The sequence below is a fragment of the uncultured Enterovirga sp. genome, from assembly GCF_964242715.1.
Classification (GTDB): Bacteria; Pseudomonadota; Alphaproteobacteria; order Rhizobiales; family Beijerinckiaceae; genus Enterovirga.
Genome location: NZ_CAXTAZ010000001.1, coordinates 177,116 through 190,331, shown reverse-complemented (window position 1 = coordinate 190,331; position 13,216 = coordinate 177,116). Strand labels below are relative to the sequence as shown.

Annotated in this window: 10 protein-coding genes; 3 read left to right on the top strand and 7 right to left on the bottom strand. The window is 67.8% G+C overall.

Going from position 1 to position 13,216, the window contains the following annotated elements; genetic code table 11:
- Window positions 1-46: 46 nt before the first annotated feature.
- Window positions 47-1,552, top strand: a complete 1,506-nt coding sequence (locus ACFE87_RS00950; RefSeq protein WP_375457713.1) for a diguanylate cyclase — start codon at window positions 47-49, stop codon at window positions 1,550-1,552.
- A gap of 77 nt (window positions 1,553-1,629) precedes the next feature.
- Here the strand turns inward: ACFE87_RS00950 and alaS are convergent, their stop codons facing one another.
- Window positions 1,630-4,293, bottom strand: a complete 2,664-nt coding sequence (gene alaS, locus ACFE87_RS00945; RefSeq protein ID WP_375457712.1) for an alanine--tRNA ligase — start codon at window positions 4,291-4,293, stop codon at window positions 1,630-1,632.
- A 299-nt stretch (window positions 4,294-4,592) separates the two neighbouring features.
- Here alaS and ACFE87_RS00940 point away from each other — a divergent pair, with 299 nt between their 5' ends.
- On the top strand, window positions 4,593-5,549 hold the full coding sequence (locus ACFE87_RS00940) for a Tim44 domain-containing protein (RefSeq protein WP_375457711.1): 957 nt from the start codon (window positions 4,593-4,595) through the stop codon (window positions 5,547-5,549).
- Between the two features lie 210 nt (window positions 5,550-5,759).
- Here ACFE87_RS00940 and ACFE87_RS00935 read toward each other — a convergent pair whose 3' ends face one another.
- The 5 genes from ACFE87_RS00935 to recA all read right to left on the bottom strand — a co-directional run bounded on the left by ACFE87_RS00935 (window position 5,760) and on the right by recA (window position 9,475).
- Window positions 5,760-5,933, bottom strand: coding sequence for a CsbD family protein (locus tag ACFE87_RS00935; RefSeq protein ID WP_375457710.1), 174 nt, complete (start codon window positions 5,931-5,933; stop codon window positions 5,760-5,762).
- Between the two features lie 65 nt (window positions 5,934-5,998).
- Window positions 5,999-6,454 carry a metallopeptidase family protein gene (locus ACFE87_RS00930; protein WP_375457709.1) on the bottom strand — a complete coding sequence of 152 codons (456 nt, stop codon included), beginning with the start codon at window positions 6,452-6,454 and terminating at the stop codon, window positions 5,999-6,001.
- 7 nt (window positions 6,455-6,461) lie between these two features.
- A complete protein-coding gene (locus ACFE87_RS00925; protein ID WP_375457708.1) occupies window positions 6,462-6,725 on the bottom strand; it encodes a hypothetical protein in 264 nt (87 codons plus the stop codon).
- Between the two features lie 10 nt (window positions 6,726-6,735).
- On the bottom strand, window positions 6,736-8,142 hold the full coding sequence (gene leuC / locus ACFE87_RS00920; RefSeq protein WP_375457707.1) for a 3-isopropylmalate dehydratase large subunit: 1,407 nt from the start codon (window positions 8,140-8,142) through the stop codon (window positions 6,736-6,738).
- A gap of 250 nt (window positions 8,143-8,392) precedes the next feature.
- Entirely contained in the window at window positions 8,393-9,475 is a 1,083-nt protein-coding gene (gene recA, locus ACFE87_RS00915; RefSeq protein WP_375457706.1) for a recombinase RecA, read from the bottom strand.
- 306 nt (window positions 9,476-9,781) lie between these two features.
- Between recA and ACFE87_RS00910 the strand changes: the two genes are divergently transcribed.
- A complete protein-coding gene (locus ACFE87_RS00910; RefSeq protein ID WP_375457705.1) occupies window positions 9,782-11,971 on the top strand; it encodes a hypothetical protein in 2,190 nt (729 codons plus the stop codon).
- 71 nt (window positions 11,972-12,042) lie between these two features.
- Here the strand turns inward: ACFE87_RS00910 and ACFE87_RS00905 are convergent, their stop codons facing one another.
- Entirely contained in the window at window positions 12,043-13,200 is a 1,158-nt protein-coding gene (locus tag ACFE87_RS00905) for a dimethylmenaquinone methyltransferase (RefSeq protein WP_375457704.1), read from the bottom strand.
- Window positions 13,201-13,216: the final 16 nt, after the last annotated feature.

Below are 13,216 nucleotides of genomic sequence, written 5' to 3'. Positions count from 1 at the left end.
CTAAATCATCTTCACCTAGGTTTCGCCTCTTAAGAGGCGGACCAGAATGCAGAACGAGGGGGAGGCTGTCAGGGTAAGGCGCTGGCCACTCTTCGTCAGCATCGCGGCGACGGTCGGAGTGATGATCGTCGCGCTTGCCTTGATGCTCGACCTCCGGGCGAATATCGAGGACCGCGCCCGCGAAAACTCCGAAAACCTTCTGCGGGCGATCGAACGCGACATCGCCCGCAATATCGAGATCCTGGACCTGTCCCTCCAGGCCGTCGTCGACGGCGTGTCGCGCCGCGACGTGATGGAGGCGGACCCGGAGGTTCGGCGGCAGATCCTCTTCGACCGATCCGGATCAGCCTCCGGGGTGGGCGCCTTCATCGTGTTCGATGCCGAGGGCTTGATCACGATCGAGTCGGGCAGCCTCGTTCCGCGCCAGATCAAGCCCGTCCTCGATCGAGATTACTTTCAGGCCCAACGGGAGGCCGACCGCGGCCTCTTCGTCAGTCGGCCCTACGTCTCGCGTCTCATCGGCAAGCCGGTCGTGGGCCTCAGCCGAAGGCTGTCGAATGCCGACGGCTCTTTCGCAGGCGTGGCGCTCGCGACGATCGAGGTCGCCTATTTCGAGAAGCTTCTCTCTCGGCTGCACCTTGGGCCAAAAGCCGTGGTCAGCCTGATCAGGACCGACGGCACCTTCATCGTCCGTCACGGGTCGTCGACGAGCGCGCCGGCGGGTGACGTCTCGGCCTCCCCGGTATTCAGGCGCATGATGGCCGACAGCTCCGGTCAGTTCGTCGGCATGTCGGCCGTGGATGGTATCGAGCGCACCTACACCTTCACGCAGATCGAAAAACGGCCGCTGCTCCTGAGCATCGCCCAGGCGACCGACGACATCTTCGCCGACTGGCGCCAGCGCGCGATCCTGCTCGGCCTCGTCCTGGCCGTCATTTGCCTCATCATCGTCGCGCTGACGATGGTGCTGACACGGGAGTTGACGCGGCGGGCCGTCGCCGAACGGGACCTCGGCCGGCTGAACACCGAACTGGCCCGCCTCTCGGCCACGGACGCGTTGACGGGCCTCGGCAATCGCCGATCCTTCGACGAGAGCCTCGCCCGCGAGACACGGCGAGCCGGCCGGACCGGTACCAAGCTCTCCCTCGTGCTGCTCGACGTCGACCATTTCAAGCGGTTCAACGACCATTACGGACATCAGGAAGGTGACCGCATCCTGGTGGCCGTGGCCGGCGCCATCCGGGCTTCTTGCGGCCGGCCGGGCGACGGCGCTTTCCGGATCGGCGGTGAGGAATTCGCGGCCATCCTGCCGGACACCGATCTGCCGGCCGCCCTTGGGTTAGCCGAGCGGATTCGGTCGGCCATCCGATCGCTGGCCTGTCCACACGCGGATTCGCCCCCCGGGGTCGTGACGGCGAGCCTGGGCGTGACCGACATCCGCGGAGGGGACGCCTCCTCAGCCTTGGCGGAGGCGGACGGCGCCCTCTACGCGTCCAAGCGCAACGGCCGCGATCGCGCGACCCTGGCGTTCGAGCAGCGATCCGCCGCCTGAGCGGCGGGCCCGTTCCCACCGACGCCTTCGCCGGCCAGCGCGAGCTTAGGCCATTGTCCCAGCGAAGGACCCATCGCTCACGCCGCAGAGGCGAGCGCCGCTTCCACGGCCGCGAGCGCCGCCTCCGCCTTGGCGCCGTCCGGCCCCCCGGCCTGTGCCATGTCGCGGCGTCCGCCGCCGCCTCGACCACCGAGCTCGATCGCACCCGCCTTCACCAGCGTGACGGCGTCGACGCGGCCCGTCAGATCGTCCGTGACGCCGACCACGATCCCGGCCTTGCCGTCCGGCCCGACCCCGACGATGGCGACGACACCTGAGCCCAGGCGCTTCTTCTCCGCGTCGATGATCGGCTTCAAATCCTTCATCTCGAGGCCGTCCACGGCGGAGCGCTTGAACTTCATCCCGTTGACGACGGTCTCGCTGCCGCCTGCCGCGCCGCCGGCGCCGTCGCCCATCGCGAGCTTGCGGCGGGCGTCGGCGAGGTCGCGCTCCAGCCGGCGTCGTTCCTCGACCAAGGCCGCCAGGCGCTCGCCGACGTCGCCGACTGGGGCCTTGAGCAGGGCGGCCACCTCCCGCAGGGCGCGGCTCTCGCCCGCGAGATGATGGCGCGCCGCATCGCCGGTGAGAGCCTCGAGGCGGCGGGTCCCAGCGGCGACGGCGCTGTCCGACAGGATCGAGATGAGGCCGATATCACCCGTTCTGCCGGCATGGGTGCCGCCGCAGAGCTCGACGGAAAACGTGCGGCCCTTGGCGTCGGGATCGCGCCCCATGGCGACGACCCTTACCTCGTCGCCGTATTTCTCTCCGAACAAGGCCCGGGCGCCGGACGCGATCGCATCGTCCACGGCCATGAGGCGTGTGGTGACGGGCTCATTCTGCAGCACGAGGCGGTTCGCCAGATCCTCGACGGCCGCGATCTCGGCCGGGCTCATCGGCTTCGGATGGCTGAAATCGAAGCGGAGACGGTCCGGGGTGACGAGCGACCCCTTCTGGGCCACGTGATCGCCGAGAACCCGGCGCAAGGCCTCGTGCAGAAGATGGGTCGCGGAATGGTGGCCCCGGACCCCCGACCGGCGGGCATGCTCGACGGCGAGTTCGAGTGCCGCGCCGGGTTCGAGCCGGCCCTCCTGCACCGTGACGTGGTGGACGTAGAGGTCGCCGAGCTTCTTTTCGGTGTCGGTGACACGGGCCCGGATCCCGGCCCCGACGAGCTCGCCGGTATCGCCGACCTGGCCGCCCGATTCCGCGTAGAAGGGCGTCTGGTTCAGGAGGACGAGTCCGCTTTCTCCGGGCCCGAGCTCGGCGACCTCGGCGCCGCCCCTGACGATCGCCGTCACGATGCCCTCGGCCCGCTCCGTGTCGTAGCCCAGGAACTCGGTCGCGCCGACGCGCTCGCGGAGGCCGTACCAGACGATGTCGGTCGCGGCCTCGCCCGAGCCGGCCCAGGCCGCCCGAGCCTTTTCGCGCTGGCGCTCCATCGCGACCTTGAAGGCATCCGTATCGACCGTCACGCCGCGGGCCTTGAGCGCGTCCTGGGTGAGGTCGAGCGGGAAGCCGAAGGTGTCGTAGAGCGTGAAGGCGGTCTCGCCCGAGAAGGATTGACCGGCGGTGAGGCCGGCGCTCTCGTCGTCCAGCATGGCGAGGCCGCGCTCCAGCGTGCGCCGGAAGCGGGTCTCCTCGAGCTGCAGGGTCTCGGTGATGAGCGCCTCGGCCCGGACGAGTTCCGGATAGGCCTGGCCCATCTCCCGCACCAGCGCCGGCACGAGCCGCCACATCACCGGCTCGCGCGAGCCGAGGAGCTGCGCATGCCGCATGGCGCGGCGCATGATGCGGCGGAGCACGTAGCCGCGGCCTTCGTTCGAGGGCAGGACGCCGTCTGCGACCAGGAAGGACGAGGCCCGGAGATGGTCGGCGATGACCCGGAACGAAGCCCGGCTCGTCTCGTCCGGACCCCGCCCGATCGCATGCGCGACGGCCTCGATCAGCGTGCGGAAGAGGTCGGTGTCGTAATTCGAGTGGACGCCCTGCAGGATGGCCGACATGCGCTCGAGGCCCATGCCGGTGTCGATCGAGGGACGGGGCAGAGGAACCCGGTTGCCGGGCTCGATCTGCTCGAACTGCATGAAGACGAGGTTCCAGAATTCGAGGAAGCGGTCGCCGTCTTCGTCCGGTGAGCCGGGCGGCCCGCCTTGGAGCGAGGGGCCCTGGTCGATGAAGATCTCGGAACAGGGTCCGCAGGGACCGGTATCGCCCATCTGCCAGAAATTGTCGGAGGTCCCGATCCGGATGATGCGGTCGTCGCCGAACCCGGCGATCTTGCGCCAGAGCGCGGCCGCCTCGTCGTCGTCCGCGTAGACGGTGACGAGAAGGTTGTCCTTGGCGAGGCCGAATTCCTTCGTGATCAGGTTCCAGGCGAGCTCGATCGCGTCCGGCTTGAAATAGTCGCCGAAGGAGAAATTGCCGAGCATCTCGAAGAAGGTGTGATGCCGGGCCGTGTATCCGACATTGTCGAGGTCGTTATGCTTGCCACCGGCCCGCACGCATTTCTGCGAGGTAGTCGCGCGCGAATAGGGCCGCTTCTCGATCCCGGTGAAGACGTTCTTGAACTGCACCATCCCGGCATTGGTGAACATCAGGGTCGGGTCGTTGCGGGGCACGAGCGGCGACGAGGCGACCGGCTCGTGGCCGTGCTTCGCGAAATAGTCGAGGAAGGCCGACCTGATCTCGTTGACGCCACTCATCGGTGGATGAACCCGTGCAGATGCGGCCGCCGGCACGGCGGCCTCCGGGCCGGTTTCTAGGGGCGCGCCATGGGGTTGTCGAGCAAGCAGGATGGTTACGGCGGGAGGCACCGGCGCCGGTCCCGACACGAACCGCGGCCCCAATCCGGCTCGGCAAAAACCAGGAACCTCGCCGATCCAGTCGTCGGCGCCAGGTGGCCGGAACCAGTCGTTAGCTCTCCGCCTCTAACTATCTTGAGCTTGTCGTCGCTTCCCACCATATTGGTCTGGAGGGATCAACCCTCATCGGGTGGGAACAGATGACCAGACGTTTCAGGACCGCTGCAAGGGCGGCTCTTCTGGCCGGACTTGCGGTGGTGCTCGTCGCGCCGCAGGTCGATGCACGCCCCGGCGGCGGCAAGGGCAGCTTCGGCTCCCGCGGCAGCCAGACCTATTCGGCGCCGCCCTCGACGGCGACCGCACCGCGATCGGCCCAGCCGATGCAGCGCACCGAAACTCCGAATGTCGGTGCGCCGCGTCCCGGCATGCCGGCGAGCGCAGCGCCGAGCCGCGGGCTTGGCTTTGGCGGCGGCCTGATGGCCGGCCTCCTCGGGGCCGGGCTCCTCGGCATGCTCTTCGGCGGTGGCTTCATGGGCGGCCTCGGCGGCCTCGCCTCGATGTTGGGCCTTCTGATGCAGGTGGCGCTGATCGGCGGCCTGATCTGGCTCGCACTCCGCTTCTTCCGGCGGCGGTCAGAACCCGCCCTGGCAGGTGCCGGCGCACCTTACGCGCGTCAGACTCTGGGCGGCGGGCTCCCGGGTTCCGGCGGCGGACCGACGGGTCCGGCTCGGCCTGCGACGACTCCGCAGCCGATCGAGATCGACCCGCAGGACTACAAGGCCTTCGAGCGGGCGCTCAGCGAGATCCAGATCTCGTATGGACGCGGCGATCTCGGCGCCTTGCGCCGCCTCGCGACGCCCGAGATGGCGGGGTATTTCGAGCAGGATCTCGCCGAGGATCGCGGTCGCGGTGTCCGCAACGAGGTGTCCGAGCCGAAGCTTCTCCAGGGCGACCTCGCTCAGGCTTGGCGCGAAGGCAGCGCCGAATACGCGACGGTCGCGATGCGGTTCGAGATCATCGACGTCTTCGTCGACGTCGCGTCGGGTCGGGTCGTATCGGGCAACAAGACGGCGCCGACCGAAGCGACCGAACTCTGGACGTTCCGCCGCGACAACCAGGGTCCCTGGCTGCTGTCGGCGATCCAGCAGTCGGCCTGAGGCTGCGCGTGGCCTCGGCCGCGCCGCGAATGACGAAGGGGGCCCGTTCGGGCCCCCTTCTTTTCGTGCCGGTCGGCTGATTCGCCGAGCGCCTACCGACAATCATGGCCGAAACGGCAAACGACGCAATAAGCCGCGTCGTTCCCGATACGGCCGTAGATTATCGACCACGCCGGTCGGTCTTGCTCCGACCGGCCGACGTCCGTGGGCCTACTTGCCGCGGAGCGTGTCCTTCACGCCACCGACGGTGTTCTGAACGGTGCCGCCGGCCTTCTGGGCCTTGCCTTCGGCTTCCAGCTTGGTGTCGCCGGTGATCTTGCCGGCGATGTCCTTCGCGGTGCCCTTGGCTTTCTCCACGGCGCCTTCGATCCGATCCTTGTCCATCTCGTTCTCCTGTTCAGACACGTCCGTCCGACATGGAGAGGGAACGTGAAGAATCGGATTTTGTTTCAGGCCGTACGATCGCCCGGTTTCGGCGGCTCGTCATCGGCCCGGCTCTCGATCCGGGCCATGTCCTCGTCGGATAGCCCGACATGGTGGCCGATCTCGTGGACCAGCACATGCGTCACGAGGGCACCCAACGTCTCCTCGTGCTCGGACCAATAGTCGAGGAGAGGTCGGCGGTAGAGCCAGACCATGTTCGGGAACTGACCCGTCTGCAGGCCGTCGGCGAAGCCGCCCTGCGCGAGCCCGACGCCGCGAAACAGGCCGAGGAGGTCGAACGGGCTCTCGAGACCCATCTCTTCGAAGGTCTCGTCGTCGGGAAAGTCCACGACGCGGATGACTACGCCCTGGCAAAGCCGTCGGAACGCCTCCGGCAAAGCCGCGAAGGCTGCTTCAGCCAAGGTTTCGACCTCGGCGAGCGACGGCGCCCGGCATTCCGCCCAGTCCACCGATCGGGTCACGGCAGCCTCACCACCAGCCGAGCTGTGCGCCCAGCCACCAGGCGAGCCCCGCCCCGAGCAGGACCGAGATCGCGCGGCCGACCCGCCGGCCCCAGAGTTCGGCCGGATCCGTCGTCCCTCCCTCGCCCTCGCCCTCAGCGTCCGCCGCGGAGAAATGGCCGCCGAGCCGCTTGCCGGCGCGGGCGAGCGAGGACGAGCCCACGGACTCACTGTCACGCGCGACCCGATCGAGCGCGCGGCGCGCTTCGGCCTCGCGCTCCGGATCGTTCATCCCGCGTGCCTCAGCCCAGCGCGCGGACGTCCACGAAGCGGCCCGCGATCGCGGCCGCCGCGGCCATGGCGGGCGAGACGAGATGCGTGCGGCCCTTGTGGCCCTGGCGGCCCTCGAAATTCCGGTTCGAGGTCGAGGCGCAGCGCTCTTCGGGGCCGAGACGGTCGGCGTTCATGGCGAGGCACATGGAGCATCCCGGCTCGCGCCACTCGAAGCCGGCCTCCAGGAAAACGCGGTCGAGGCCCTCGGCCTCGGCCTGCATCTTCACGATGCCCGAGCCCGGCACGATCATGGCGTTGACCGAGGGATGGACGCTCTTGCCGGCGACGACCCGCGCCACCTCGCGCAAATCTTCGATGCGGCCGTTGGTACAGGACCCGATGAAGACCCGGTCGACGGCGATGTCGGTAATCCGGGTGCCGGGCTTCAGGCCCATATAGGTCAGGGCACGCTCCTTCGACGCCCGCTTGCCCTCGTCGTCGATCGCGGCCGGATCGGGCACGATGCCGTTCACGGAGACGACGTCCTCCGGGCTCGTGCCCCAGGTCACGAGCGGCGCGAGATTCGCCGCATCGATCCGGATCTCGGTGTCGAACACCGCGCCTTCGTCGGAAGGAAGGGTCTCCCAATATCGGACGGCACTGTCCCAGGCATATCCCGTCGGAGATTTCGGGCGGCCTTTCAGATAGGCGAAGGTGGTCGCGTCGGGGGCCACCATCCCGGCCCGGGCCCCGCCCTCGATCGACATGTTGCAGAGGGTCATCCGGCCCTCCATCGAGAGAGCACGGACCGCCTCGCCTGCGAATTCAATGACGTGACCGGTCCCCCCGGCCGTCCCGATCTCGCCGATGATTCCGAGCGCGATGTCCTTCGCCGTCACGCCCGGCCTGAGGTCGCCGTGGACCGTCACCCGCATGTTGCGGGCCTTTTTCTGGATCAGCGTCTGGGTCGCGAGCACATGCTCGACCTCCGACGTCCCGATCCCGTGCGCCAGCGCCCCGAAGGCGCCGTGGGTCGAGGTGTGGCTGTCGCCGCAAACGATCGTCATGCCCGGGAGCGTGAAGCCCTGTTCGGGGCCGATGATGTGGACGATGCCCTGGCGCTGGTCGAGTTCGTCGAAATACTCGATGCCGAAATCGCGCGTATTGGCCGCGAGCGTCTCGACCTGGATGCGAGCCTCCTCATCCGCGATGCCGCCGCGGCGGTCGGTGGTCGGCACGTTGTGGTCGACGACGGCCAGCGTCTTGCCGGGGGCCCTGACGACCCGGCCGGCCACCCGCAATCCTTCGAAGGCCTGCGGGCTCGTGACCTCGTGCACGAGGTGGCGGTCGATATAGATGAGGCAGGTCCCGTCCTCGCCGCGATCGATGACGTGGTCATCCCAGATCTTGTCGTAGAGGGTGCGGGGGGCGGACATGGGTCTCGTCATCCTGTGCGGAGTCGCGGAGATGCTCCGATGAGAGTGTCTCTAATACCGCGACCGAGCTTTCGGAAGGGCCCGCGGTCGCCGCAGCCTCCATCCGGATCGGCTCCGACCCGGGGACTTGCACGACGCGAAAAGGCGCGGCCCGTCGGCGCCACGCCTTGCAACACGCCTTCTTACGAATGGCACGGTCGAACCAGCCCCCCTGGAGGCCTGTCCCGAGGCGCCGGATCGGAGCGACCCGCTACGGGTTGCCTTCGTCGAGGTCGTCGTCGGTCGGGGTCGCCGTGTCGAGGATGCGGTCAGCCAGAAGACCTGCATTCTGGCGGATGGCGGCTTCGATCTTGGCCGCGATCTCGGGATTGTCGCGCAGGAGCGATTTCGCGTTCTCACGCCCCTGGCCGAGCCTCTGGCTGTCGAAGGAGAACCAGGCGCCCGACTTCTCCACGATGCCGGCCTTGACGCCGAGATCGACGAGTTCGCCGACCTTCGAAATGCCCTCGCCGAACATGATGTCGAACTCGACCTGCTTGAAGGGCGGCGCGACCTTGTTCTTGACGACCTTGACCCGGACCTGGTTGCCGATCGCCTCGTCCCGGTCCTTCAGGGTCGAGATCCGGCGAATGTCGAGCCGGACGGAGGCATAGAATTTCAGCGCGTTGCCGCCGGTCGTCGTTTCGGGCGAGCCGTACATCACGCCGATCTTCATCCGGATCTGGTTGATGAAAATCACCATCGCCTTCGACTTCGAGATCGAGGCGGTGAGCTTGCGGAGGGCCTGGCTCATCAGCCGCGCCTGTGCGCCGGGCTGCACGTCGCCCATCTCGCCCTCGATCTCCGCCCGGGGCGTCAACGCGGCGACCGAATCGACCACCAGCACGTCGATCGCCCCCGACCGCACCAGCGTGTCGCAAATCTCCAGCGCCTGCTCGCCCGTATCGGGCTGCGAGATGAGGAGGTCGTCGAGCTTTACGCCGAGCTTTCGGGCGTAGACGGGATCCAGCGCGTGCTCGGCGTCGACGAAGGCGCAGACGCCGCCCTTCTTCTGCGCTTCGGCGACGGTGTGGAGAGCGAGCGTCGTCTTGCCCGAGGATTCTGGCCCGTAGATCTCGATCACGCGGCCGCGCGGCAACCCGCCGACGCCGAGCGCGATGTCCAGGCCGAGCGAGCCCGAGGAGATCGATTCGACCTCGGCGATCTTCTCGTTCTTGCCGAGTCGCATGATCGAGCCCTTCCCGAAGGAGCGCTCGATCTGCGACAGCGCCGCGTCCAGCGCCTTGGTCTTGTCCATGGAGGGTGTCTCGATCAGGCGCAGGGCAGAGGCCATGGCGGGCGATCCTTATGGCAGTGGGAGGAGCCGGACTCAAACGCGTCCGGTCCTCGTGAATGTACATGGTTTGTTCTCATCCGCAACAACTTCTTTGGCCCACGCCGCGCCGTATACAGGACAACTTGACCGCGCCGGTTGCAGCCTGCCGGGCCGGGCCGGGCCGGGCCGGGACGAGACCGGCGTCGCGGCTCCGCGAGCGCTCACGTACGTCTGATCGACGGCTCGGGCCTGCGGCCTTGAGGGGATGTGACAGCGGGTCTATTCGGGACGGGGGATCGCGTGTCAAAGGGAGAGGTTGCGGGCGTGCAGGTGACAACAGGGGATCAACCGTCGGCCGTCTCGCCGGCTTCGAAGGCGGCTCGGACGCGCGACGCGCTGACCACGCCTGCCTCACGCAGGCCGATCGTCGTGGTTCTCGGCATGCATCGCAGCGGCACGTCGCTTTGCGCCCATCTGCTCAGCGCCCTCGGCGTCGACATGGCGGATGACGTGGGCCGCGCCCGCGGGAACGAGGACGGTCATTGGGAGCGCTGGGAAATCGTGTCCCAGCACAATCGGATCCTGGACCTGCTCAATCGACCGATGGGTGGCGTCGGCGATTACTCCCCCCTCCATGATCTACCTCTCCCGAGCGGCTGGTGGGCCAATCCGGAGGTGCGAAAGATCCGGTCCGAAGTGGAGGCCTACCTGCAATCCAGGATGCATCCGGCCGAACCGTTCGGTTTCAAGGACCCCCGAGCTGTCCGGCTGCTTGCGACATGGGGAGAAATCTTCAACAATCTCTCCCTCACCCCGAAATATGTGTTCTGTGTTCGTAATCCGGCCAACGTTGCCGCGTCGCTCCGGTCACGCGACGATATCCCGCTCCGTTCGGGCGAATACCGGTGGCTCGTCTACAATGCCGATTTCTTCGCCCGGGCGAAAGATGACGTCTTCGTGCTCGATTACGATGACTGGTTCACGGACGGGGAGGGGACGCTCAGGCGACTGCTTGCATTCCTGCGGCCCTTGAACCTCGTCCACGACGGCAGTGCGGATATCCTCGACATCGTCGACGCGCAGCTGAACCGTGAGGGCGCGAAAGGCCGACCTTCGGCACAGCGGATCGTGCAGTATTTCTATGAGCTGATCAAAGAAGACCTGTCGGATCCTGGCGTCCGGGCGAAGCTCGACGTCTTCATCGAGCAGTTCAACATCTTTCAGCGTGTCGCTCCCTTCGAGCTCCCGCTGACGCGGCTGCACGGATCCATCTTCGAAAAAACGGCCGAACTCGAAGCCGCGAGGGACGCGTCTCGCCAGCTCGAGCATCGCGTCTCGGGCCGGGAACAGGCGGAGGCTGACCTTCGAAGCGAGCTCGAGGCGTCGCGGCGTGCCGAAGAGACTGCGCGCGAGGAGGCCGCAAATCGCGCGGCCGAATTGCAGCAGGTCGGGGAGGAGCTCCGGGCGCTGGAGCATTCCGAACACGCATTGCGCACCGAACTGGATGGCGCACGGCAGGACGCTCGGCGTCGTGCCGAAGAAGCGGCTGCCCTGGTGGCAGGGCAGCGCCTTCTCCAGGATCGCGTGGCCGCGCTGACCGAGGCCGAGACCCGGCTCAGGGCCGACCTCGGCCAAGCGGAGGAGAAGGCGGCTGCTCTCGAGGCTGGGCAGAACCGGCATCTGGACGACCCGGTGGTCGAACTCGACCATGCGGAAGCCCGCTCCAGGGCCGACCTGGGCCAAGCGGAGGAGAAGGCGGCTGCTCTCGAGGCTGGGCAGAACCGCCATCTGGAAGACCGGGTAGCCGAACTCGAGCGTGCGGAAGCCCGTCTCCAGGCCGATCTCGCCGCAGCCGAAAACCAGCTCGCCTTCGCGGCGGAGGACAGGGTCCGGCTCGCGCGAGAGCTGCGCGAATTGGAGGTTCGGGCGGCACGCCCGCCGGACAGGCCGCCGGTTTCACCGGCGCAGATCATCCCTCAGGACCCGGCTCCCCGCCCTCTCGAGACGGAGCGGGAGAACCTTGAGAGGATCACGGCGATACTGACCCGACAACGCGAACTCATCCAGTCGCTTCGACGCGATATCCTGAGACGCGACACCAGCCTTCTCGAGCTCCGCGCTCAGGGCCGTCGCGACAGGGAGACGACATCCGGGCCCTTGCGGCGTCTCGGGGCGAGGCTGTCCGGCCGAAGAGACGCCCAGGAGCCCTCGGACCCGGCGGGCGACCATCCCCTGGCTCCGTTTTTCGACGAGGCCTACTATCTCGAATCCAACCCCGACGTCCGGGCCGCCGGCGTGCCTGCGCTCGCGCATTACCTGGAACAGGGAGAGGCGGAGGGCCGCAGGCCCATCCCGTCCTTCGATCCCGCCTTCTATCTCGACCACAACGAGGACGTCCGGACATCCGGGCAGGGCGCCTTCTCGCATTTCATCGATCACGGCATCGCCGAAGGCCGACCCGGCGACAGGTCCGAGGTCGACACGGTAGGGTCTTTGCTGCCGCCCAGGTCATAGGCGCGGCCCTAGGCCCGCCTCGGGTCCATCGCGGCGGCGGGCGTTGATCGTCGCACCGGCCTGACCTCGCTTCACCCCTTCCAGTTCTTGAGGGCTCCGAAGGGGTTCTTCGACAGGTCGGGAGGCGGAGGGTTGAGGATCGGCTCGACCTGGGCGCAGGCATCCGCGAGCGAGAAGGCGGATCCGTTCGGCAGCTTGCCCCCGGCGGCATCCTTGTGGCCTCCGCCGCGGAACTTGCGCGCGCCGTCGAGCGCGGTCTCGTTCGTGGACCGGAACGAGAGGGAGCCGGTCCGCTGGACATTCACGACCCGGGTCGCCCCGCCCGCGTCCATGATCGCGTCGGAGACACGCTGGAACGTGCCGGCATCCAGCCCGAAGGAGAGGAGCGTGCCGTCGGAGAGCGGGCGGAACAGCTCGCGTGAGCGGGCGAGAACGGGCGCGATCCGCATGCGGGTCGTGAGGCTGCGGTCGTCCCCCGGATCGTCGCTGAGGAACGCGTCGAGGATCTCTGTCCGGAGCGCGCCGACCTCGCGTTCGATCCGGGCCGGCGGCAGCCCCTGCTGCAGCAGACGGGCCACGCCCAGGAGCAGGGCGCCGACGAAACGATCGTGCCAGGGATGGCCGATCGGCACGAGGTTCGAGACATTGTCCCAGAAGACCTCGTCCAGCGCGAGGCCGCCGATGAAGGTCGGGAGCGTCTTCTGCCAGAGGTCGACGGCGTCGATCGACGCGACCAGGGTCTCGATCTGACCCTGGACTTCGGGGGAGGGGTCCCGCGCCGCGTAGAGGGCTCGGTTCTCGTAGGCCATCCGGGTCGCGCAGCGGCTGCCGTCGATCAGGACCACGGTGCCGGGATCGTCGAATGCGAAGGTCCGAAGGCTGCCCTCCTCGGATGCGGGCAGCGCGTGATGCTCGCGCAGGCGGTCGACCGAGGAGACGTGGTGATCGAGCACCACGAGGCGATGCCGGACGCCTTCGTCACGCCGCCGATTCAGGGCCGCGAAGCTCTGGATGAATTTGACGGCCACGTCTTCGAGACCGAGATCGGTGAGGATCAGCATCTCGGACTCGGCGGTCTTGCCGAGACGCTTCAGCTCCTCGTCGACGACCGGCCCGACATCCGCGTAGCGCGGCACATGGACGATGCGGCCGACCTCGACATAGGCGCCGACCACGGTGGCGGCGCCGTAGCCGTCGAGATCGTGATGCGTGATCTGGGTGACGTTCAACCGACGATCCTCAAGG